The sequence below is a fragment of the Xylanibacillus composti genome (assembly GCF_018403685.1).
Taxonomy (GTDB): domain Bacteria; phylum Bacillota; class Bacilli; order Paenibacillales; family K13; genus Xylanibacillus; species Xylanibacillus composti.
The window spans coordinates 1-22,834 of the sequence record NZ_BOVK01000056.1 but is presented as its reverse complement, the minus strand read 5'-3'; the positions used below and the strand labels follow the sequence as shown (position 1 = coordinate 22,834).

Below are 22,834 nucleotides of genomic sequence, written 5' to 3'. Positions count from 1 at the left end.
CCCATGCACGGAAGCTAGAACAAAAACGGGCAGCTGCATCAAGCCGGTTTCGGGAGATTTCCCGGTACCGTGCCAGAGCAGCTGCCCGTTTGTTCATCATTCTTAAGGTCTTCCCCGCGCTTCATTCAAGGGGTTCTCAATACCGCATCCCCGTCCAGCGGGTCGCCCACGACAATGCAATTCCTGCCTGCATGCTTGGCAGCATACAGGGCCTGGTCTGCACATATCAATAATTCTCGCGCGCCCCGTTCTTGTTCCGGCATGCAGGATGCCAGACCAATGCTCACCGTCACCAGCTTGTGCACCTGCGAAGTGGCATGAGGGAGCCTAAGCTGCTCCACCTGCCTTCGTATATCCTCGGCAACGACCTCGGCGCCGCTCGTATCCGTTTCCGGCAAGATGACGGCAAACTCCTCGCCTCCGTAACGGGCAACCATATCCATCGGCCGTTTCAAGGCAGACTGGATCGCCTGAGCCACCTGCTTCAGGCAATCATCCCCATACGTATGCCCGTACGTATCATTCAACTGCTTGAAAAAATCTACGTCCAGCATCAGGAGGGCCAGCGGTCTGCGCGTCCGGAAAGCCCGCTTCCACTCCTTCAGGAAAAATTCCTCGAAGATGCGCCGGTTGGCGATTCCTGTAAGGGGGTCGATGGCCGTCAGCTTGCTCAGCTGGTCATTGGCTTCAATCAGCTCGCGTTCGATTTTTTTGCGTTCCGTAATATCCCGGGACACGGCAATCAGCTGTCGGGGATGTCCGCTTTTATCGTACTGAATAAATTTATAGGTGGATTCAAACCAGAGGTATTCGCCGCTCCGGCGTCGCACACGGTAGGTTGCGGTAAAAATGTCGGACGGAGAGACAGCGTCAGCCCCGATCTTCTCCCAAGCCCCCACATCGTCGGCATGCACATAATCATGCACGTTCGTACCGATCATGTCGTCCCGCTTGTAGCCGAGCATATGCTCGCATATCGGAGACACATACAGAAATCTTCCCTGTTCATCCAGTCGGGCAATCATATCGGTGGAATGTTCCGCCAGCTCGCGGAAGCCTTCTTCGCTCTTCGTCAGCGCCTCTTCCGCTTCCTTAAACTTGTGAATATTTTTCAGATAAACGGAAATGCTCTCAACGCCGGGATAAAGGTCAATCTGATACCATTGATCCTTTGCCGAGATATAGATTTCAAAGGCTGTATTTTCCTTCGATTCATAGGCTGCCTGGGCTCGTTCTCGAATGCGCGCGGCATCCGCGGACGCAAGCAAATCCCACCAGCGCCTGCCAAGCAACTGTGACTGATCCTTCTCAAACCATGCTTCAGCGCGCTGATTCAGATACACAAACTGCCACCGATGATCGAGCACGAAAAAAATATCATTCATCCGTTCGATTACCTTCACAATGCGATCATTGGATACGCGCAGCGCCTTCTCCATGCGCTTCTTCTCGCTGATATCCTGCAGCTGCATGATCCAGAATTGCGGAGTTCCCGCAGCATCACCCACCGGCGACAAGCTGACTTGCGACCATAAATAGAAGCCTGTTTTATGCAAGAATCGATGCTCCAGCATCGAGGAAGCCGAACTGCCAACGGTTGTAAGCGCTTTATCGGCGGAGGCAAGGACTGTTCTCATCCCGGGAGCTTCATCCGGATGAAGGATCGCCCATAATGCCAATTGACTGATTTCCTGAGAGGCATAGCCAAGCATCCTGCGCAGCGCGCGATTCGTCTTCAACAGGCGGCCTTCCCTATCTACCAGAACCATGCCGATAGCCGCATATTCGAATGCATGCGCCAATAAATCTCGTTCGTCCAGCCGCTGCGCCGTTTGATCCATCGCTATGCCTCCTTCATCCAATGATTATATAAAAACAAACACTTCCACATCATACCATTGCGCCTTGCCATAAACAAGCGTTCTCATGCGGTTTGGAAGCAAATTTCACATACTGTTCCGGTTGGCAATTACGCGTTAACGGTTCAGCAGGCTGCCGACATAACGCAGCAGTTCATTGGAGCAGATGCCGCAGTATCCATGCTCCTCCATCAACCGCTTGGAAACTTCGTTGATCTTTTTCAATTGCTTCTCGTTAGGGGTTTTGGTGGAAGTCGTAATCTTGACAATGTCCTTAAGATCAGCGAACAGCTTCTTCTCAATCGCTTCCCGCAGCCGCTCGTGGCTGTCGTAGGCAAAGGTCTTCTTCTTGCGCGCATACGAGGACATGCGGATCAGAATTTCCTCGCGGAACGCCTTCTTGGCATTCTCGGATATGCCGATCTGCTCCTCAATCGAACGCATCAGCCGCTCGTCGGGGTCCATCTCCTCCCCGGTCAGCGGGTCTGTCATCTTGGCCCAATTGCAGTACGCTTCGACATTGTCCAGGTAGTTCTCGAACAGCGTCTTCGCTGACTCCTCGAAGGAATAGACGAAGGCTTTCTGGACTTCTTTCTTCGCCAGCTCGTCATACTCCTTGCGTGCAGCCGAGATGAAATTCAGGTAACGCTCCCGCTCCTCCTTCGAAATGGAGGGGTGCTGATCCAATCCGTCCTTCAGCGCGCGCAGTACGTCGAGTGCATTGATGCAGGCCATATCGCCGCGGATGAGCGCACTGGAAATGCGGTTGACGACATAACGCGGGTCGATCCCGGTCATGCCTTCCTCCGCGTACTCATTTTGCATTTCCTTCAAATCGGCCTCCTTGAAGCCTTCTACGTCCTCGCCGTCATACATGCGCATTTTCTTAATCAAGTCCATGCCATTCTTCTTCGATTCCTTCAGACGAGTCAAAATGGAAAACACCGCAGCTGTTCGCAGCGCATGCGGTGCAATATGAACATGGCTCATATCGCTTTGTCCGATCAACTTGTCATAGATGCGCTCCTCATCCGATACTCTAAGATTGTAGGGTACCGGAATAACGATCATTCGCGATTGCAGCGCCTCGTTCTTTTTATTGGCGATAAAGCCCTTGTACTCGGCTTCGTTCGTATGGGCGACGATCAATTCATCTGCAGAAATCAATGCGAAGCGGCCCGCCTTGAAATTGCCTTCTTGGGTCAAGGAAAGCAAATTCCACAAAAACTTCTCATCGCACTTCAGCATTTCCTGAAACTCCATCATCCCTCGATTGGCCTTGTTCAGTTCCCCGTCGAAGCGGTACGCTCTGGGATCGGATTCAGATCCGTATTCGGTAATGGTGGAAAAATCAATGCTTCCAGTCAGATCGGCGATATCCTGCGATTTCGGATCTGAAGGACTGAATGTGCCGATACCAATGCGCTGGTCTTCAGACAGCACAATCCGCTCGACGGGCACTTCTTCAATTCTCCCCTCAAATTCTTGCTTCAGCCTCATCTGGCAGTAAGGACATAAATTCCCCTCAATCTTGACCCCGAGCTCCTGCTCGATATCCTTCCTCAATTCAGCCGGTATCAAGTGTAGCGGCTCCTCGTACATTGGACATCCCTGAATGGCATAGAGCGCTCCCTCTTCGGTTCGCGAATATTTCTCCAGGCCCCGCTTCAGCAAGGTAACCAATGTAGATTTGCCGCCGCTTACCGGTCCCATCAACAGCAATATCCGCTTGCGCACATCCAGACGGCGAGCGGCCGAGTGGAAATATTCCTCCACGAGCTTTTCCAAAGTACGATCCAGCCCAAAAATGTCCTCTTCAAAAAAGCGGTATTTCTTGGACCCGTTCTCCTCAATCCCGTGTGAGGCTATCATATCGTAGACCCTTGCGTGAGCAGTACGGGCCGCCTTCGGATTCGCACGTACGATTTCCACATAGTCGGCGAACGTCCCTTTCCAATGGAGCGCAGTCTCCTGTTCCCGGTGTGCCGTGATGCGCTTGAATATGTCCATAGTAGCCTCCCCTCCATCGCTCGAGAGTGTATTACAAACATATGCGGAATCAGGGGATAAGTTTCCGATTATTTGGACCGGGAATATGCTATAATCCCAGTGAACAAGCCCATGGACAAGAGAGGATCAACATGCTGGAGAACAATCGGAAACAACCGCGCAAGGAAACGGATCTATACCCGCCGTTGAAGCGGTATTGGGAAAAACAAGGCTATGAGGTCAAGGGAGAAGTACAGGGCTGCGACCTGGTCGCTTTGAAAGAAGGACAAGCAGAGCCCATCATCGTCGAGATGAAAAAGTCCGTTAATTTATCGCTCATTCTGCAGGGACTGGACCGGCAGAAGATAAGCTCTACCGTTTATATCGCAGCTGAACGCAAGCTGTCCTCGACCCGCGCCAGATATGAACGCTGGGGGGCTTTGGAGGAGCTGTGCCGCAAGCTTGGCCTCGGATTTATGACTGTCCAATTTTACCAAAAGCGCGCGCCGCGCGTCGATATTGTGTGTCATCCTGAATTTCTGACACGGCCCAAGCGCTCTGTCAGCCGCAAACGGCTGCTGTATGAATTCCGCGAGAGAAGCGGCGACTATAATACGGGGGGGGAGCAGCGGCGTCAAGCTGCTGACCGCGTACCGCGAGAAGGCGCTGCGCTGCGCCTTCCTGCTCGATCAAGCCGGCGAGCTGTCGCCGAGCAAGGTTCGCGATCAGCTTGGCGAGCCGAAAGCCGCCAGTATCCTGCAAAGAAATGTGTATGGATGGTTCGTCAGGGTGAAGCGAGGGGTATATGGGTTGACGCCGGAAGGCAAACAAGCTGTTCTCATGTATTTGCCCTATCTGAAACAAATGGGGATTGCTCATCAAGAATCGGACAGAGAAGACTGAGGGAAGCGGGCAGATTTGGCGCCTGCCTTCAAGTATTTGTGCATCCAGATGGCGGCAAGCGATCCCTCGCCCATCGCCACGCTTACCTGCTCGGCATGCACGCCTATATCGCCCGCAGCCCAGATGCCTTCAATATTGGTCACTTTGCTGCGCGGATCGGTCACGATATGGCGGTTCTCCATGCGCTCGACCCCCAATGATCTTGTCCAGTCCGAGTGAACCGCATTGCCGCCGAAGGCAAGAAATCCCCTCTCCGCTTCAAGCCGCTCTCCATTCGCCAGCTCGACATGCCGCAGCATACCGGCCTCGCTGTGAATGGAGGCCGCCGCTTCATGCACGGTGCGAATCCCCGCATCTTGCAGCTTGTGCTGCCAGGATTCAGGAATTTCCTTCTGTTCATGATTCAGGAACACCAGCTCGTCCGTCCAATCCTTCAGCAATATGGCCATGGCCGCCCCGGCTTTGCCAGAGCCGAGCACAATGGTGGAGCGACCCGATACCTCATATCCATCGCAATCCGGACACACATAGATGGACAGGCCCAGACATTCCTTGATGCCTGGAAGGTCGGGGAAGCGGTCCAGAATGCCGGTTGCGATCAGCAAGGTCTGAGCCTCATAATGCCCTCTTGCGCCCTGCAGACGAATATGGCCGTTATCCTGCTTGCGCGCGCTCACGATCGTGTCTTCGGCGAACAGCACGCCCAGGCTGCTCGCCTGCTCTCTGCCAATGGTGCGAAGCTCCGGCCCCGAAATGCCGTTCGGCCACCCGAGTACATTGTGATAGCTCCGGCATAGCGTGGAACGCCCATAGCCCTTGTCAATCACGAGCACCTTATGTTGATAGCGCCCAAGCTGAATGGCAGCTTGCAATCCGGCGATGCCCCCGCCTACGACGGCTGCCTCGTACATGTCTGTCATGCCCATCCCTCCTTGCCTGTAGCTTGCCCGATGACCCGGCAACCATGCAAGCGAACAAGATCAGACCGTTGACACAAGATATCCAGACAACAGATGCCCCAAATTTGTCATATCCGACCCAACTTTTCCAGTGACAGCCGTCATGGGCCGCATGGTAAGATAAAATAGGATCGATACAAAACGGATAGCCGTCATGTGAAACTTCGGGACTGTCCCCAACGTCTATATAAATCGGATGGCGGATGAAGCGGGTAACTCCCTTTGCTGCACACTTTCACTCAAATCAAGGAGGAATTCGCTATGAATTCGGTTGATGCCGAAACCGACGCAGGCGCAATCCCCCCTCGCCGCGCCAAATCGCGCAGACGCTGGGCGCTTCTGCTGACAATTGTTTTGTGGCTCGCCCTAATCGGCGGCGGTGCGTATGGGGGCCACACCTATATGAACAATCTGAAAGAACAATGGACAGCGGAGCTGAACGCTCAGACCGCCGTACAGCTTGAAGCCGTGCGGGAGCAATATGAAAGCCAAATCAATGTGCTGAGGCAAGACCTGACCGTGCAAATTGAGCAAGTGGACAAGCAGGTTAACGCTCTAAATGAGCTTCTCGCCTTCGCCAAGGATACGACCGATAGCGATACGGACAACAGCAACCAGTTGTACACCCAGCTGCACGAATTGAAGGCACAGCTGGAGCGACTGGAAAAAAATCTGGATGTGCTGAAATGAGCTTGCGTCTTTCTCAGTTGAACAGATTTATGCTGTTTGTGCTCGCCCCCATTATCGGCTTGGTGCTGGCTTACTCTATTCACGGGGTTGACTTGCAAATCAGTGTGGACAAGCCTGCGCTTGATCCGCCGCTAGGCCTGGAATCCCAAACGGATCAGGTGATCGAAAAGCTCAGACAATCGCAGCAAACAGCCGCATTGATCAGCGATTCGCTGGCTCAGACGAGGGAAAACTACGAACGCATTTCCGGAACGGCAGGAGAGCTGCTGGCGCGCGGCCGTACACTCTCAGATCGTCCGCTTCAAATTTATGACACCCGGGTTACCCGGCTGCTCGGAACGCCGATCAAGACGATACAATCGGACAATATTGATCTCAAGGTGTACCCGCTGAATGAGAAAACCTACAACGGTTATGCCATGAAAGTACACCTTAAATCCGATTCTGCTATGAAGCTCGTATTAAGCGGCGATGAGCTGGGCAAATCCGAAAGCACGCTCTCCGCTGCCAAACGATACAAGGCTGTCGCCGGCGTCAATGCGGGCGGATTCGCAGATGACCGCCATGGCAAGCGCTACCCGCTGAGTACGACCATGATGAACGGCAATTATTTAACGGGATTTGAGCCCAGCTTCAAGGACTTGTTTTTTGTCGGCTTGAACGAAGAGCGCAAGCTCATTGGCGGCAAATTTGACAAGCAGGCTGACTTGGATCGGCTGAAGCCGGTATTCGGGGTATCTTTCGTTCCGATTCTCCTGCAGAATGGCAAGAGCCAGACAATTCCGGAGAAATGGCTGACGACTCCCCAGCGAGCGGCCCGAACAGTCATCGCCAATTACAAGCATGACCATCTGCTGTTCCTTGTGACGAATGCGCGCGATGAATCCGGCAAGTCCGGCGCTACCTTGCCTGAACTGCAATCTCTCTTGAAGCGGCTGGGAGCAGTAGACGCCTATAATTTGGATGGGGGCGGCTCCACGACCCTCGTTGTGAACAACACGGTTCTGAACCAGCCGTCTGACGGCAGGCTGCGTCCCTTGGCCACACATTTTCTATTCTTTGAATAGAAGCTGTGGCAGAGTCAAATAATGTTCACAGGATTGCACATTTTCTTTTTTGCCTGATTTCGGTATAATACTTATAGGTATTTGTATTTCGCGGACCAATTACGCTTGACTGGAGGTTGCTTTCACCATGTTGACTTCATCGGTATTTTGGCTGGTCATGATTGTATGCACGCTGTTCCTCGCTTCCATTTTGACGGCTGCCTACAACGACGATAAAACAAAGGGCCTGTAAGCGAATCAATCAGAGCGGATTCGCTTGGTCCCTATCGCAAAAAAAAAAGAGCAGCCTTGGGGTCGTCCCATGAGGCTGTTCCTTTTTTCATTGCCGCTTATGCACGATCCATATAAGCTTGCATCTCGTTAATGCAGGGCAGGCATATGGTTCGATCATTGAACTCCATCACTTTTTCTGTTGACGTACAGAAAACACACTTCGGCTTGTATTTTTCCAAGATGATTTGATCCCCGCTTACCAGGATTTCGACAGGATCCCCTTCATTCATTTGATAGCGCTTGCGTAACGATTTGGGCAGAACAATCCTCCCTAATTGATCTACCTTCCGAACCACTCCGATTGGCTTCATTCGGTACACCTCACCTTTTTCAATAATCGTTCCAATCTCTTGCACAACTTATTGATTCGCCACAGTTCGTCAGAAACCCTTTTCTTCCCCCATCTTTCGACTCATGTTGGCTGTGCTCCGGTTGAAACTATAAGACTATTTTCCTGATTCTTCAGTCCCTTGTCAAGAAATAACTGTCTAAGTTGGAAAGGGAAAGACACTTCTTGCTCGCTATCTCAAATTCGGGAAATCCAGCTGACGCAGCGCCTCAAACACTACAATCGCTGCCGAATTGCTCAAATTAAGGGAACGCACCGCATCGCCTATCGGTATTCGTATGCCGGTTTCCGCGTGTTCCTGCAGGATCTCGGCCGGCAAACCGGCCGTTTCCTTGCCAAACACCAGGAAGTCCCCATCCTGATACTGCATGTCAGTATAACGGTTGACCGCTTTCGTTGATGCGCAGAAAAAGCGATGACCCGGATATGTCTCCTTCAGTTCGCGAAAGGAATCGTAATAGCGTACATCAACCGCATGCCAGTAGTCGAGTCCCGCCCGCTTCAACGTACGGTCGTCCGTCTGAAAGCCAAGCGGCCTTACCAGATGCAGCACCGTCCCGGTTGCCGCGCATGTTCTCGCAATGTTGCCTGTATTGGCCGGGATTTCCGGCTCTACCAGAGCGATGTGCAATGCCATAGATCAACACAATCCTTTCGATTTAACATATATTTTACGCATTCTTAATATAAGGTTGATAGTCTGCCATCATAATAAGAAGCATCACAAGCAGCACGTATAAAAGGAGTCGTGACTCATGAATAAAAAGATTTTGGTGGTTGACGATGAACCGTCCATTTCCATGTTGATAGAATTCAATCTGAAGCTGGCCGGATTTGAAGTGTATTGTGTCTACGACGGCGAAACTGTATTCGAAGCGATCCAAACCTTTCGTCCCGACCTCATCGTGCTGGATCTGATGCTTCCCAAGATGGATGGCTACCAGGTGTGCAAGCAGCTTCGCGATCAGAAAAATCTGGTGCCCATTATTATGCTGACTGCCATGCAAGATTTATCGGACAAAATCGCCGGTCTTGACAACGGTGCAGACGATTACATGACTAAGCCGTTTAGCCCGCAAGAATTAATTTCCCGTATTCGCGCCATTTTCCGCAGGACGGAAACAGCCCCGGCAGCTCTCCCTCAGGAGCCGATCCGCATCGGCAGCCTGGTTGTTCATCCCGATCTGCATGAAGTCACTGTAGAGGGCAAGCCGATTGATCTGACGCCGAAGGAATTTGAACTGCTGCTGTTCCTGTGCAAGTACCGCGGGAAGGTTTTGTCCAGACAGCAGCTGCTTCACGGCGTATGGGATTATCACTTTCTCGGCGATACGCGCATTGTGGATGTGCATATCAGCCATCTTCGCGACAAGATTGAGAAGAACGCCAGAAGTCCTGAATACATCTTGACCGTTCGCAGCGTCGGTTATAAACTAGCCGTCCCGGCTACCAGCGAATCGGCTGTCTAATGCTTTTTTATACGCTATTTCCTCCATTTCGATAGAAGAAGTCCCTCGAAAGCCCCCGATGAGGGGCTTCTTCTTATGCTTGTCTGCCTGCTGCAGCGAACCGCTCATTCATCCCGGCATCTCGACCCTATACACAAACAAGGACAGCACTCCGGCTGCCCTTCGTTTCTTTCTTCTTTTTTAGCCGCTTCGCTTTTGGAAATCAACCATGAATTCGGCTAGCGCCCGGCAGGCTTCGAACGGTACGGCATTGTAAGTCGAAGCCCGCAGACCTCCGACGCTGCGATGTCCTTTCAGGCCTACAAATCCTTGAGCTGCGGCCTCCTGCAGGAAGCGCTTCTCCATCTCTTCGTCCGCCATCCTGAATGTAATATTCATGGTGGAGCGGCTGCTCTGCGCAGCTACGCCTCGATAAAATCCGCCGCTTGCGTCAATCGCATCGTAGATCAGCTTTGTCTTGGCCTCATTGCTTTGCTCCATTGCCGCCAGACCGCCATTGCTCTTAATCCACTTGAGGACTAGTCCGACCATATAAACGGAAAATACCGGAGGTGTATTGTAGAGGGAATCCCCTTCAACGTGTGTAGCATAGCGCATCATGGTAGGCAGGCTTTCCGGCGCTTCCTTCGCCAGATCCTCGCGCAAGATCACTACTGTTACGCCGGAAGGCCCCAGATTCTTCTGCGCTCCCGCATAAATCAAGCCGAACTGGCTGACATCGATCGGACGGCACAAAATATCGCTCGACATGTCGGCCACGAGCGGCACGCTTCCTGTTGCAGGATACTGCTTGTACTGGATGCCGCCGATTGTTTCGTTCGAGGTAATATGCAAATAGGCAGCGTCGCTGCCCAGACTCAGATTGCTCAGGTCCGGTACATGGGTAAACTCGCTATCCTTAGACGATGCCGCTATGGCGACCTCGCCGAACAGCTTCGCTTCCTTGATCGCTTTATTAGCCCAGCTGCCGGTATGTACATAATGGGCAACCTTGCCGCCGCTCAGCAGATTCATTGGCACCATGGCGAATTGCGTGCTTGCTCCGCCTTGCAGGAAAAGCACTTTGTAGCCGTCCGGGATGTTGAGCAGCTCTTTGAACAGCTCCTGCGCCTCGGCATGGACAGCATCGTATTCCTTGCTGCGATGGGAAATCTCCATGATCGACATGCCGATGCCCTTATAATCAACCAGCTCTGCCTGAGCTTGCTGCAGCACTTCCAGCGGCAGCGCGGCGGGGCCTGCATTGAAATTATACGCGCGTTTACTCATCTCTACCACACCTTCTCCACGTTTATAATATGAATAGATTATAACAGGAAACGCCTTCCCTGTCATGGATTTCTGGCTTACGCTTTATCGTGCGCACCGCAGAACCTTTCATGCACGTCTCCGCAAAAAACAAAGAGCCGCCCTCCCGCTAACATGCAGCATGCGCGGGAGAACAGCCCAACATTCACGGATATAAGAATAGAAGCATGATACCGGATAACGCGGCTTCTGAAATTAGCAATCGAAGTACAAGGAGTACTCGTGCGGATGGACACGAATGGCCACTTGCTTCGCTTCCGAACGCTTGAAGTCCAGATAGTTTTCGATGAAGGACTTGCTGAACACGTCGCCCTTAAGCAGGAAGTCGTGGTCGGCTTCCAGTGCGTCCAGCGCTTCTTCCAAGCTTGCCGGCACACTGCGGATTTCCTTCTTCTCCGCATCGGACAGCTCGTAGATGTTCTTGTCCAGCGGACCATAGCCCAGCTTGCGCGGATCAATCTTGTTCTGGATGCCGTCCAGACCCGCCAACAGCATAGCCGCAAAAGCCAGATAAGGGTTCGCCGTGGAGTCCGGCGTACGGAATTCGATCCGGCAGCCCTTTGGCGTTACTGCCGCAACCGGGATGCGCACGGCTGCGGAACGGTTGCCCTTGGAGAAGACAAGATTGACCGGAGCTTCATAACCAGGAACAAGACGCTTGAACGAGTTGGTGCTCGGGTTGGTCAGCGCGATCAAAGCCGGTGCGTGATGCAGGATGCCGCCAATGTAGTACATGGCTGTCTCGCTCAGGTTCGCATACGCGCCTTTTTCATAGAACAGCGGAGTATCGCCGTCGAAGATCGATTGGTGTACGTGCATACCGCTGCCATTGTCGCCGAACAGCGGCTTCGGCATGAAGGTTGCAACTTTGCCGTACTGCTGTGCTGTGTTATGCACGATGTACTTGTATTTCAACAGGTTGTCAGCTGTCTTGGTCAGAGCATCAAAGCGGAAGTTGATTTCCCCTTGTCCGGCTGTAGCAACCTCATGGTGATGACGCTCAACGCGCAGGCCGGATTCAACCAGCAGGCGTACGATCTCACTGCGGATGTCCTGCTGCTTGTCAACAGGCTGTACAGGCACATATCCGCCCTTATTGCGAATCTTGAACCCCAGGTTGCCGCCTTCTTCTTTCCGTCCTGTGTTCCAGGCCGCTTCTTCGGAATCTACTTCATAAAAAGAACCTTGCTGGCCGCTCTCATATCGCACATCGTCAAAAATGAAAAATTCCGATTCCGGTGCAAAGAACGCTGCCGTGCCAACTCCAGTGGTTTGCAAGTATTCCTCTGCTTTCTGAGCAATGCCGCGCGGATCGCGGTCGTAGCGCTCGCCTTCAGGAGTGAAAATGTTGCACATGACGTTCAAAGTAGCGTGCGCTGTAAATGGATCGACAAATACAGATGCGGTATCCGGCATCATAACCATATCGGACTCTTCAATGCCGCGGAAACCTGGAATCGAGGATCCGTCGAAGGCTACCCCAACCTCAAAGGTTTCTTCCGAGACTTCACTAGCAGGTACTGTAATGTGATGAGCTTTGCCGGACAAGTCGACAAAACGGAAATCTACAAATTCAATACCTTTTTCCTTAATGATGCTCATAACGTTTTGAATTGACATGGTAATTCCTCCTAAATTCCGAACATTAACCTCGCTTGAGCAGGCAATCGTTCAAGTTTTTGAACTTTATAGACGTTATTATAAAACGATGCCTTCTCCTGCGTCAATACTTATGTCAGGTATTTTTTATATCTATGTTAGATATCCTTACACATTGGAACATGTCCCTTCCAGCACATCCAAAAAAAGAAAAAAGGTTGGGCAGAAGTAAATCTCTGCCCAACCTTTATGATGAATATCCGATCTAGTTAGAACCCGCTCCAAACCTTATCGGCCGGCGGCGGCCAGTTCATCCTCTGTCAGCCAGCTCGCCTCATCCGCTCCGCGCACGATACGCTGTTTCGGCGTATCGAACTTCCGTCCGAGCACCTCGGCCAGCTTCTCCAGATCGACGAGCAGGTTCGCGAATTGATCCGGGAAGAGGGACTGCACGCCGTCGCCTGTCATGGAATTGTCCGGATCATTGTGCATTTCGATGATCAGCCCATCCGCTCCAGCCGCCACCGACGCCCGGCACATCGGCTCAACCAGCTCGCGGCGACCGGTTCCATGGCTCGGGTCTGCGATAACCGGCAGATGGCTCAGCGATTGCAGAACAGGAACGGCAGACAGGTCCAGCGTATTGCGGGTATAGGTTTCGAACGTGCGAATGCCCCGCTCGCACAGCATGACGTTCGGATTTCCTCCCGCCAGGATGTACTCAGCCGCATTCAGGAACTCGTCATAAGTAGCGCTGAAGCCGCGCTTCAGCAGCACTGGCGTCTGAATCGTACCCAGCTTGCGCAGCAAATCGAAGTTCTGCATGTTGCGCGTTCCGACTTGAAGAATGTCGGCATGCTCGGCGCAAATATCCACGTATTCCGGCGTCATGACCTCGGTAATCGTCAGGAGTCCATGCTTCCTGCCGGCTTCCGCCATCATTTCCAAACCTTCTACCCCGACTCCCTGGAAGCTGTAAGGACCTGTTCTCGGCTTGAATGCGCCGCCGCGCAGCACTTGGCCGCCTGCCGCCTTGACCAGGCGGGCAATCAAATCGATTTGCTCCGGCGATTCTACCGCGCATGGCCCGCCCATGACAACAAGCTGATCGCCGCCAATCTCGACATCCTTAATTTTGATCACGGTATTGTCAGGATGGAAATCCCGGCTCGCCAGCTTGTAAGACTTCGAAATTTTAATGACATTTTCCACGTCTTTCATCGCCCGCAGCTGCTCGGCCAGCGCAGGATCTGCCTTGCCAATAATGCCGATTACCGTACGGTCTGTCCCCTTAGACACGTGGGCTGCGACACCGAATTTCTCAATATGCTGAACAATTTCTTCTATACGCTCGTCAGAAATATGGCTGGAAGTAATAGCAATCATCGTATTCTCTCCTTTTTGCGTTCTGTTGGTTGTTTCTTTCGCACTTAACCGCTTATACGCTGTGACGCTTATACGCTTTTAAGCACTAAAGCAAGATTTTATATTTCCACTATACTTGGACCTTTCCATTCAGTCAAGTGTTAATTTGCCCATCCTATGAAAGAGAATCGGCCAAAGCGGCCGATTCTCCAAATATGGTTATGGCGTCTTCTGCTTCGCTCTAGGCAATAACCGATCCATATCCACTGTTCGTTGCACTTTCCAGGTAGCGGTATTATGCGGATCGAATTGTTCCAAATAAGCGATGACTTCTTTAGTAATCGGCGTAGGCGTCGATGCCCCGGAGGTAACGCCGACTTTTCTGGCGTGCAGCAGCCAGCTCGTCTGGACCTCGGTCACATCCGCGACCCGGTAAGCGCGAACGCCTGCAATCTCCTGCGATACCTGGGCAAGCCGATTCGAGTTGTTGCTGCGCGGGTCACCGACCACAATGACCAGATCGCAAGCTTTCGCCTGCTCCGCCACAGCCTCCTGCCGAACTTGTGTAGCCAGGCAAATTTCGTTGTGAATTTCCGCTGTCGGAAATTTGGCCAGCAGCTTGTTCATGATGTGCCGGATGTCCCATTGGCTCATTGTCGTCTGGTTCGTAATAATGATCCGGTCCGTCTCCAGCGAAAGCTGGTCGATTTCTTCCTCACGCTCGATCAGATGAACATGGTCCGGCGCAATCCCGCAAGCGCCTTCGGGTTCCGGATGTCCTTTCTTGCCTATATAAATAATAGCGTAGCCCTCCGCGGCCTTCTCCCGAATCAAATCATGGGTGCGGGTCACGTCCGGACACGTTGCGTCGACAACGGTCAGCCCTTTGTCCCTGGCGGCCTTCCGCACCTCCGGGGAAACGCCGTGCGCCGTGAAGATCACTGTGCCCTGTTCAACCTTCTCGAGTATTTCAAGACGGTTTTCGCCATCCAGCGTGATGACGCCTTCCTTCTCAAAAGCATCGGTAACATGCTTGTTATGCACGATCATGCCTAATATATAAATGGGTCTGGGCAAGTCTAAATTTTTCGCCGTTTGCATGGCCAGCACCATCGCATCGACGACACCATAGCAATAGCCGCGCGGTGAGATTTTGACGACTTCCATTGACGCTCACGCCTTTCCTTATCGGGCTTCCTCTCTAGTGTAGGCCGATGCCGAACGCTTTGTCAAACCGCATCGGGTGCCGAACCGTCCTGACCGGCAATTGGCAGCCAGATCGTGAAGACCGTCCCTTGGCCCTCAGCTGTTGCCACTTCTACCCGGCCGCGATGCTCGTCGATAATCCACTTGGCGATGGATAGGCCGAGTCCGGTCCCTGCGGTAAGGCCGCGCGAAACGTCGGCTCTGTAAAACCGCTCAAATATATGGGGAACCTCCTCCTCGCTCATGCCGATTCCCGTATCGGCTATCCGCAGCCCGACATGATCCCCCTGTCTAACCGCATCAAGAACAACTGTTCCTTGAGGCGTATACTTGAACGCGTTGTCGATGAAGATGAACAGCATTTGCTGCAAATAATCCTTGTGTCCCCGCACCTTCACATCCTGCAGCGCGCTGAAATCCCCCTGCTTCCAGTCCGCCTGCCGCTCCAGAAAAGCCGCGCGGCGGGCAACATCCTCCACAAGCGGCAGCAACGGCAGCTCTTCGCGCTGCATGCCTTGTCCTGCATCGGCTCTAGCCAGTGACAGCATGTCGTTCACTAGCCGGCTCATGCGCTCTGCCTCTGCGGCAATATCCCGCATCGATTCCAGGAACATGGCAAGCTGCTGTTCAGGCATCTCCTTCGCTTCCGTCCGTTCTTGCCCGGGCTGCCAGCCATCGCTTCCTTCCGGCCACGCAAGCTTAGCCTCTGCCTGATGGCGAGCCCACATCTTCTCCAGCAGATCGACATTGCCGCGAATCGTTGTCAGGGGCGTGCGCAGCTCATGCGAGGCATCCGATACGAAGCGCCGCTGCATCTTGTACGCTTCCTCCAGCTCGCGGTAAATGGTTTCGATCCGGGCCAGCATCCCGTTTATTTTCGCAGTCAGCCGCCCGATTTCGTCCTTCGGTCCATCGTATGCGATGCGGCGTCCCAGGTCATCGCCAATTTCAATCTTGTCTGTAGCCGCGATCACATGCTCAATCGGCGCAAGCGCCTTCCTCGCCAAAAACCACCCAAGCGAAAAGGCCGCCAGTACCGTCACAGCAACGGCAGAAATCAGCATCCAGCGGACCGTGCTCAAAAACTCCCGATGATCCTGGATGAGCACGGCCGCCTGCAGCACCCCTACCAGTCGTTCGCCCAGATACAACGGCTGATGAAAAACGAGAAACGGATAGCGCTGGTTTTGCACCAGCAAGCTGCTTTCCTCGAAAAAACCGCGCTTGCCTTCCTCCAGCTCGTTCAACGTCTCCCTGGTCAATTCCATCTGCACCCGATGCGCCATCGTGTTGCTCGATTGACTCACTTGCATATTCGTCAGGTTCACCAGCCGCAGGTAAATCCCCTGTGTCAAAAATGTATCGCTATCATCCAACTGCATCAAAAAGCGCACGCCATTTGGCGTAATGACGCGGGCATACTCCAGCCTAGTCCCAACCTCATTGACCTGTCTCGTCAGATTGTCCTCATATTGCTTCAACGACGAGTGCTCAAGAAAAAAGTACAGGGCTGTGCCGAACACAATTAAGGTGACGGCCAGTACGCTGGTATACCAAATCGTCAGCCTCATGCGAATCGTCATGCTGTCATGCTTCCCCTCTCAGCACATAGCCGGCTCCCCGCACCGTTTGAATGACACGCTTGCCGCCGTGCTCTTCCGTCTTTTGCCGCAGCATTGCTACGTATACCTCCAGAACATTCGATTCTCCGCTGTAGTCATAGCCCCATATTTTTTCCATAATGATATCGCGCGCCAATACCCGGTTCGGGTTCTGCAGGAACAAATGGAGCAGCTCGAATTCCTTCGTCGTCAGCTCGATCCGCTTCCCGCCGCGAACCACCTCCCGCGAGTCTACATTCATCGCAATATCCTGATAGGTCAGCATGCGCTCCGGCTGCTTGCCGCCGTCCGCGCGACGGAGCAGCGCCCTGACTCTAGCCAGCAGTTCTTCCAGCGCGAAGGGCTTGACCAAATAATCATCTGCGCCCATATCCAGCCCCTTCACCCGATCTGCCACATCATCCTTGGCTGTCAGCATCAGGACAGGGGATCGGCTGCCGGCAGCCCGAATGCGCCGGCACACCTCCCAACCGTCCATCTGCGGCATCATGACATCGAGAATGATCAGCGATGGATCGCTGTCGATCATCGCTTTCAGTCCGTCTGCTCCATTGCGCGCGGTGGATACCTCGTATCCCTCAAACGATAAGCTGCGCTTGAGCATCGCCAAAATTTTCTCGTCATCATCGATCACCAACACCTGTTCCCGCATCTCACCAGCCTCCGTCCATCCTTTGCCCCCTATTATACCATGAGCCAAACGCTTCCTTCACATAGGAAAAAGCGGGGCCATCCCCGCTTTTTCGTCGCGTTTCCATCCTTCATGCCAATTCAGCTTGCCGCATTTTCGACCGTTCAGGAAGCATTTTGGTCTCCTATGGTTACGACTGTCGTTGCCTTGGTTCCGTCACGAGACACCGTCATTTCGATTTTGTCGCCAATCGCCTTGGCCTGAATGGTCTTGGACAGCTCCTCGGTATTTTTGATCGTCTTCCCGTCAATTTGCAGGATGACGTCATAAGGCCGCAGTCCTGCCATTTCTGCGGGGCTTCCTTCGATGATCGACTGGATGACAACTCCGTCTGTACTGTCCACCTTCAGCTCCCGCAGCCAGCCTTCCTGCAGGTCCGCCATATAAATGCCAATGTACGGCTTCGGAATGCTCTCATTGTTCTTCAGATTGTCCAACACTTGGGTGATCGTCGAGGTCGGAATAGCAAAGCCAATGCCCTGCGCCTGCGAATTGACCGCCGTGTTGATTCCGATAACCTCGCCATTCAAATTCAGAAGCGGACCGCCTGAATTACCGGGATTGATCGAGGCATCGGTCTGCAGCAAGTGCTCGTACTGCCGCGTTCCCTGTGAATCAGGTACGGTAATCGGCCGTTCCTTCGCGCTCAGCACGCCTACCGTCACAGTATGGTCAAATCCGTAAGGGTTGCCGATCGCGACTACCCAGTCGCCAACCTTGGTCTGATCCGCATTGCCAAGCGGCAATGTAGGGAACTCGCCGGAGCCTTCGATTTTGAGCACAGCCAAATCCAAATCATAGCTGCTGCCCAGAAGCTCGGCTTGAACAGGCTCATTGTTATTGTAGTCCTGAATGTACACCCGGATCACATCAGCATCCCCAATCACGTGCTGATTGGTCAGAATGTACCCTTCCTTGTCGAAGATAAATCCGGTCCCCATCCCTGCCGGCTGCAGCTCATCCGCATTGCGCGGAGAAGCTTCCGGACGGGAGAAGAAGAAGTCATCGCCGAAAAACTGGCGGAAGAACGGGTCGTTGAACAAGCTGCTGCCGCTGGACGCGCTTCTTCCCTTTACGAACGTTTCGATCTTGACTACGGCCGGGCTGGCCTGATCTACGATACCGCTAATATCGCTGGGCCGCACGACGTCCAGATTGGCAGTTCTGACCCCGGAGCCGCCCTCGCCGCTGTTCGCAGCCAGCGTGCCGCTGCCGCTGACGGGCGCTGCCCCGCTTGCTCCCCCGTTTGCGCCGCCGGTGAACAAATTGTAATGATCCGCTCCGAACATCAGGCCGCCCATGACAACAGCTCCTGCAAGAAATGCAAGGAACGCGCGCCGGAAGCCGCTCTTTTTCCGGGGCGCGGCGCTCCAGTTCGACTTGGGTCCGGCGGGGTTCGCTTGTTCTGCCGGCGGAACCTCCACGGCAACCTGCGATGAGGGCAGCTCCTCCAATTTCGTGAGAGGAGGGGAGATCTCCTGGAGATCGTTCGCATCATGCTTGCTGCTATACGAATAGTAGTGATATTCCCGACGCTCTGGCCTCCATGTCTCCACTTCTGCTTCTGAAACGGGTTCCTCGCTCGGTTGATTGGTTTCCATATGAGATCGGTTCACTTCCGGTTGTTCGCGCTTTTCCGAGAAAAAGTCACTGTAATCACGGTTTTGCTTGTCTTTCTCATCCATCTCCGATTCCTCCCTTTCACCTTGGCTATGTCTCTATCATGCATCGTTTACCTTAAATGTACCTTAATACGATCTAAAAGAAACATAAAAGCCTGACATGCTTCAACATTATGCCGGAACAGCACAAAAAAGAGCCAGTAGTCACGGCCCTTTTTTCTAGCATCCTGCTATAAGAGCAGCGCCTCGACTCTCTTCAAAGCGTGCCGGCCGACCTCGATCCATTCCGGCTCCAGTTCGCCATCCGGATCGACGGGATCCTGAAATTGGTTGACAAGTCCTTTATACGTCATGAAATCCGCTTCCGGGTCCAGCCCCTCGCGATACTCATGGTTTAGCAGGAAGGGCTGGTCAAATCGAATTTCCGTGCGCTGCTCCTCCCTGTCGCCTGCCAGCTCCCCGCTCGTAACCGAGAAGGGAAGGCGAAGCCATACCTTCTGCACGCCATCGAGCGCCCGGTCGAAGGAACCGTGATCGTAATCCCAATTTCCGCCTAGTACAAATTGTTCCTTCTTTAACGCGCGGCTCGCCTCTTCATAGGACATGGTGCAGCCCGTGAGCCTGGAATCCAACGGTATCATCTATCCAATCCCCTTGTCTCGTTTATTCGATCAAAAGCGATGTTTGGAATAGGATGCCCTTCCAAGCGTTTGCGTATACATCCTGTCAGGCCCATCCCTTGCGATGAGCGTATATGGCGAGCTGGGTTCGATCCTCCAGCTCCAGCTTTAGCAGCAGGTTGCTGACGTGGGTTTTGACTGTCTTGATGCTGATATGAAGCTCTTCGGCAATGTCCTTATTCGTCTTTCCCTCTGCAATCAACAGCAGCACTTCCTTCTCCCTTGCCGTCAATTCATCCGGCACCTGCGAGATCCGCTGACGCAGGCCGCGGGTAAGCGCCTGGGAAACATCCGGCTTCATCACAGGCATGCCCGCAGCGGCCGAACGAATTACCTTCATCAGTTCATCGGATGCCATGGTCTTCAATACATACGTATGCGCGCCTGCCTCGATCGCCTGCACGACTTTTTCGTCCTCCAGAAAGCTGGTGAGCATGACGATCTTGGCATGGGGCCGCATTTCCATTATGCGGCGCGCAGCCTCGACCCCATCCATCTCCGGCATCATCAGATCCATCAAGATGACATCCGGCTGCCGCTCTTCCTCGCAGTTCTCCACCCAGCTTACAGCTTCCTTCCCGTTGGAAGCCTCCCCCACCGTTTCAATATCGTCTTCGATCATCATATACGTGCGCAATCCGAGCCTGACCATATCATGATCGTCTACGATGAATACCCGGATGCTCTCATTCGGCTTCCCCATGTTGCCCGTCCTCCTTCATTCCGCTGTCGGTTGCCGGCTGTAATTTGGGAATGCTCACCTTCACCCGGCAGCCTTCCCCGTTCCGGCTGGATATCTCCAGCTGGCCGCCCAGCTTGCCGGCCCGTTCCCGCATTGTAGACAAGCCATGCGAACCGGCGCCTGTCTCATGCTGCACAAAGCCTTTCCCGTCATCCGCAATTTGCAGCAGCACCTGGCTGCTGGTTTCCTGCAGGGTAAGCTTGACATGCTTGGCATCCGCATGCTTCACCACATTCGCCATGCCCTCTTGAATAATCAAAAATAGCTGATGCTCCAGTGCGTCATGAAGCGGACTGCGCAGCGATATATTCAGGCTGCCCTTCAGATTGTTATGGTTGCAATAATCGGGAAACCACCGTTCCAGCGCCTCCGTTAATGAACGATTTTCCAGTTCCAGCGGGCGCAGTTGGGCAATGAACCCCCGCATTTGCCGTTGTGCCGCAAAGGACATGTGAATCAACTGCTCTGCAACAGCAGCAGCCTTCTCCGGATCACGCTCCAGCACCTTCGGTAACGACGAGGCTGACATATGAATCGCAAACAGCTGCTGGCTGACTGTATCATGGAGATCCCGCGCCAGCCTTCTGCGCTCTCCAAGCACCGCCTGTTCGTTAGACTCTGCCTGCAACCGGACATTTTCTTCGCCAAGCGATTGCAGGTGCTTCAGTCGAATTTCCAATGATTCGGCCAATTCATTAAAGTCGTCAAACAGCTTGGCGAACGGGTCCCTCCCGATGGCCGGCAGTCTGGTCGAGTAATTGCCCTTCTGCAGCTGAAAGATGCCTACATACAGGCTGTCCATCCTCCGCTGGAGCTGCTGGCCCGAGAAATAGCCGATGGCTACAGCAATGAGCAATGGCCCGCACCAGATTGCCCAGCGCCACTCGGATGCGTCGATCCATTGCGTTCCATACCGCAAAAAGACGAACAAATAAAGCGCGGACAAGCAGACCGTCAGCAAGCCATACAGCACCAGCTGCCATTTCAAATTAAATCGCGACAGCCTCATCCCTTACCCAACCCTCTGAACCAGCAAGTCACCGATAAATTGGCTGGCTACAATACGAATTCGCTTCTCCGAATAGTCATAATCCGACAACCGGTAGGTGGAATGCTTGAACAATCCGCCCTCATGCCGGTCCAATATGGTCTTGTCTCCGAGAAATGAGGAGGAGACGACCATGACTTCTAATTCCATGTCGTGCGGCACAAACACTTTAATGTCACCGATAAAGGCAGATATCGTCAGCTTTGTCTCGCCGTAAGGAACCTCTGCCTTCGTCAAATCCAATACAGTGTCGCCAATGAAGTGCGAGATATTCATGTCCTGCAGCTCCCACACATCCTCTCCCAAGTGCAGGTCGCCTATAAATCCGCCGAAATTGCGGGCGTCCGGGTTGTACCACTGCGAGCCGTGCTTTTTCGCCGTGTCCTGGCACTTCTCCTTCTTTGGGCGGGCTTTTGCATCCTCTTCCAATGGCATTGACGCCTCTTGCTTGTCCCCCGGCATAGACGACAAATGATCGTCTTTGAGAAAATCCGGCTCCTGTCTCAATCGCTCCAGGTCGATATCGCTGTCTTCGTTAACCCAATCCTGCTGCATGCCGACTTCATCTTGATTGGCCGCATGCTGCTTTTTCCAATCATGACGCTGCTGCTTCCATTCGTGCTTCTGCTGCTTCCATTGCATCTTCCATTCCTGCTGCTGACGCTTCCACTCCTCTTTGTCCCAATGCTTGCTCCCGCTGTGCTTGTGGGAAGACGGACGGAAGATCATCTGAAGGCCAACCAGGATCAGAACCGCTGGAATGGCATACATAATCAAGTCGCCAAAGCCAAAGTGAAGCAAATCCAAATTTCTTCCGAGAAAGTAAAGGCCGAGTACGATATAGATCAAGTTCCAGAAGATCGATCCGTCGAACCCATCATGCCATCTCCTATGCTGAATCATGCCGGCCAGCCCGAAGTAAATAAGGATTAAGGGCCAGTAGGTCTTGAAAATATAGCCGATATTTATATCCAATCCATAGATGCGGTTCACCAGAAAAATGCCGCCAATCCCGATCAAAAGCAGTCCGATGAACACCCGATTCCAATAGTAACCATTCATAGCTGAGCCTCCTTCATCTATAGTCAGTGTATCGTTTTTGCTTCTTTTAGAAAAGAAGGCCCCGGCAGTAATTTTTACTCGGTCTCCAGACGGAGAACATCTCGCCATGTGGCGTGAAGCCCGAAAGGGATCGTTGCGCGGCGTGCCGGCCTCATGAGCACAACCCGGAACAAGATCGAGTAGGAGGGGGCGGCTAGCCCCCGTCCTCTCACACCACCTAGCATGCGGGTCCGCACTAGGCGGTTCCGTAAGGTTGACGAAGTTCCAAGTAACGAGAAAGCAAACTCTTCAGCCCTTTCGCTTCCCAGTAGGAAGTTGGAAGGGCATTATT

General features: G+C 53.1%; 20 protein-coding genes and 1 pseudogene. 5 read left to right on the top strand and 16 right to left on the bottom strand.

The genetic code is table 11. The features are described from left to right. Positions 1 to 125 precede the first annotated feature (125 nt). Positions 126 to 1,841, bottom strand: a complete 1,716-nt coding sequence (locus XYCOK13_RS17560; RefSeq protein ID WP_213413547.1) for a GGDEF domain-containing protein — start codon at positions 1,839 to 1,841, stop codon at positions 126 to 128. 135 nt (positions 1,842 to 1,976) lie between these two features. Further along, positions 1,977 to 3,869 (bottom strand): PrkA family serine protein kinase, encoded by a 1,893-nt coding sequence (locus XYCOK13_RS17555; RefSeq protein WP_213413546.1) that lies wholly within the window; start codon positions 3,867 to 3,869, stop codon positions 1,977 to 1,979. A gap of 41 nt (positions 3,870 to 3,910) precedes the next feature. Between XYCOK13_RS17555 and XYCOK13_RS22250 the strand changes: the two are divergent. Next, positions 3,911 to 4,426: pseudogene (locus XYCOK13_RS22250) on the top strand (hypothetical protein); the annotation flags it as partial. A gap of 4 nt (positions 4,427 to 4,430) precedes the next feature. Next, positions 4,431 to 4,751 (top strand): DUF2161 family putative PD-(D/E)XK-type phosphodiesterase, encoded by a 321-nt coding sequence (locus XYCOK13_RS22005; protein ID WP_244865233.1) that lies wholly within the window; start codon positions 4,431 to 4,433, stop codon positions 4,749 to 4,751. Here the strand turns inward: XYCOK13_RS22005 and XYCOK13_RS17545 are convergent. Beyond that, the gene (locus XYCOK13_RS17545; RefSeq protein WP_213413555.1) at positions 4,727 to 5,662 is read right to left on the bottom strand and encodes an NAD(P)/FAD-dependent oxidoreductase; all 936 of its coding nucleotides are present in this window, start codon (positions 5,660 to 5,662) and stop codon (positions 4,727 to 4,729) included. The genes XYCOK13_RS22005 and XYCOK13_RS17545 overlap by 25 nt on opposite strands. 309 nt (positions 5,663 to 5,971) lie before the next feature. Between XYCOK13_RS17545 and XYCOK13_RS17540 the strand changes: the two genes are divergently transcribed. Beyond that, positions 5,972 to 6,400 carry a PilN family protein gene (locus XYCOK13_RS17540; protein WP_213413545.1) on the top strand — a complete coding sequence of 143 codons (429 nt, stop codon included), beginning with the start codon at positions 5,972 to 5,974 and terminating at the stop codon, positions 6,398 to 6,400. After that, the gene (locus XYCOK13_RS17535; RefSeq protein WP_213413544.1) at positions 6,397 to 7,467 is read left to right on the top strand and encodes a phosphodiester glycosidase family protein; all 1,071 of its coding nucleotides are present in this window, start codon (positions 6,397 to 6,399) and stop codon (positions 7,465 to 7,467) included. The genes XYCOK13_RS17540 and XYCOK13_RS17535 overlap by 4 nt, the downstream gene beginning before the upstream one ends. Before the next feature lie 329 nt (positions 7,468 to 7,796). On the opposite strand, the gene XYCOK13_RS17530 is transcribed toward XYCOK13_RS17535, so the two are convergent. Then, positions 7,797 to 8,051: an AbrB/MazE/SpoVT family DNA-binding domain-containing protein gene (locus XYCOK13_RS17530; protein ID WP_213413543.1), complete on the bottom strand. Its 255-nt coding sequence runs from the start codon at positions 8,049 to 8,051 to the stop codon at positions 7,797 to 7,799. Positions 8,052 to 8,261: 210 nt separating this feature from the next. Then, the gene (gene trmL, locus XYCOK13_RS17525; protein WP_213413542.1) at positions 8,262 to 8,726 is read right to left on the bottom strand and encodes a tRNA (uridine(34)/cytosine(34)/5-carboxymethylaminomethyluridine(34)-2'-O)-methyltransferase TrmL; all 465 of its coding nucleotides are present in this window, start codon (positions 8,724 to 8,726) and stop codon (positions 8,262 to 8,264) included. Between the two features lie 118 nt (positions 8,727 to 8,844). On the opposite strand from trmL, the gene XYCOK13_RS17520 reads away from it, so the two are divergent. Continuing rightward, complete coding sequence (locus tag XYCOK13_RS17520; protein ID WP_213413541.1) at positions 8,845 to 9,558, top strand: response regulator; 714 nt, start codon at positions 8,845 to 8,847, stop codon at positions 9,556 to 9,558. A gap of 180 nt (positions 9,559 to 9,738) precedes the next feature. On the opposite strand, the gene serC is transcribed toward XYCOK13_RS17520, so the two are convergent. From serC to liaF, 11 genes are all read right to left on the bottom strand, one after another. After that, positions 9,739 to 10,827 carry a 3-phosphoserine/phosphohydroxythreonine transaminase gene (serC, locus tag XYCOK13_RS17515; RefSeq protein WP_213413540.1) on the bottom strand — a complete coding sequence of 363 codons (1,089 nt, stop codon included), beginning with the start codon at positions 10,825 to 10,827 and terminating at the stop codon, positions 9,739 to 9,741. A 234-nt stretch (positions 10,828 to 11,061) separates the two neighbouring features. Further along, on the bottom strand, positions 11,062 to 12,486 hold the full coding sequence (gene glnA / locus XYCOK13_RS17510; protein WP_213413539.1) for a type I glutamate--ammonia ligase: 1,425 nt from the start codon (positions 12,484 to 12,486) through the stop codon (positions 11,062 to 11,064). 267 nt (positions 12,487 to 12,753) lie between these two features. Continuing rightward, entirely contained in the window at positions 12,754 to 13,851 is a 1,098-nt protein-coding gene (gene aroF / locus XYCOK13_RS17505; RefSeq protein WP_213413538.1) for a 3-deoxy-7-phosphoheptulonate synthase, read from the bottom strand. Between the two features lie 198 nt (positions 13,852 to 14,049). Next, the gene (locus XYCOK13_RS17500) at positions 14,050 to 14,997 is read right to left on the bottom strand and encodes a 4-hydroxy-3-methylbut-2-enyl diphosphate reductase (protein ID WP_213413537.1); all 948 of its coding nucleotides are present in this window, start codon (positions 14,995 to 14,997) and stop codon (positions 14,050 to 14,052) included. A gap of 62 nt (positions 14,998 to 15,059) precedes the next feature. After that, positions 15,060 to 16,619: a sensor histidine kinase gene (locus XYCOK13_RS17495; RefSeq protein WP_213413536.1), complete on the bottom strand. Its 1,560-nt coding sequence runs from the start codon at positions 16,617 to 16,619 to the stop codon at positions 15,060 to 15,062. A 4-nt stretch (positions 16,620 to 16,623) separates the two neighbouring features. Further along, positions 16,624 to 17,310: a response regulator transcription factor gene (locus XYCOK13_RS17490; protein ID WP_213413535.1), complete on the bottom strand. Its 687-nt coding sequence runs from the start codon at positions 17,308 to 17,310 to the stop codon at positions 16,624 to 16,626. Positions 17,311 to 17,453: 143 nt separating this feature from the next. After that, the gene (locus tag XYCOK13_RS17485) at positions 17,454 to 19,034 is read right to left on the bottom strand and encodes a S1C family serine protease (protein WP_213413534.1); all 1,581 of its coding nucleotides are present in this window, start codon (positions 19,032 to 19,034) and stop codon (positions 17,454 to 17,456) included. A gap of 167 nt (positions 19,035 to 19,201) precedes the next feature. Continuing rightward, positions 19,202 to 19,612 (bottom strand): YugN family protein, encoded by a 411-nt coding sequence (locus XYCOK13_RS17480; protein ID WP_213413533.1) that lies wholly within the window; start codon positions 19,610 to 19,612, stop codon positions 19,202 to 19,204. A gap of 85 nt (positions 19,613 to 19,697) precedes the next feature. Next, entirely contained in the window at positions 19,698 to 20,354 is a 657-nt protein-coding gene (locus XYCOK13_RS17475; RefSeq protein ID WP_213413532.1) for a response regulator, read from the bottom strand. Further along, entirely contained in the window at positions 20,338 to 21,402 is a 1,065-nt protein-coding gene (locus tag XYCOK13_RS17470) for a HAMP domain-containing sensor histidine kinase (protein ID WP_213413531.1), read from the bottom strand. Before XYCOK13_RS17470 ends, XYCOK13_RS17475 begins: the two co-directional genes overlap by 17 nt. 3 nt (positions 21,403 to 21,405) lie before the next feature. Continuing rightward, positions 21,406 to 22,503, bottom strand: a complete 1,098-nt coding sequence (gene liaF, locus XYCOK13_RS17465; protein ID WP_244865232.1) for a cell wall-active antibiotics response protein LiaF — start codon at positions 22,501 to 22,503, stop codon at positions 21,406 to 21,408. Positions 22,504 to 22,834: the final 331 nt, after the last annotated feature.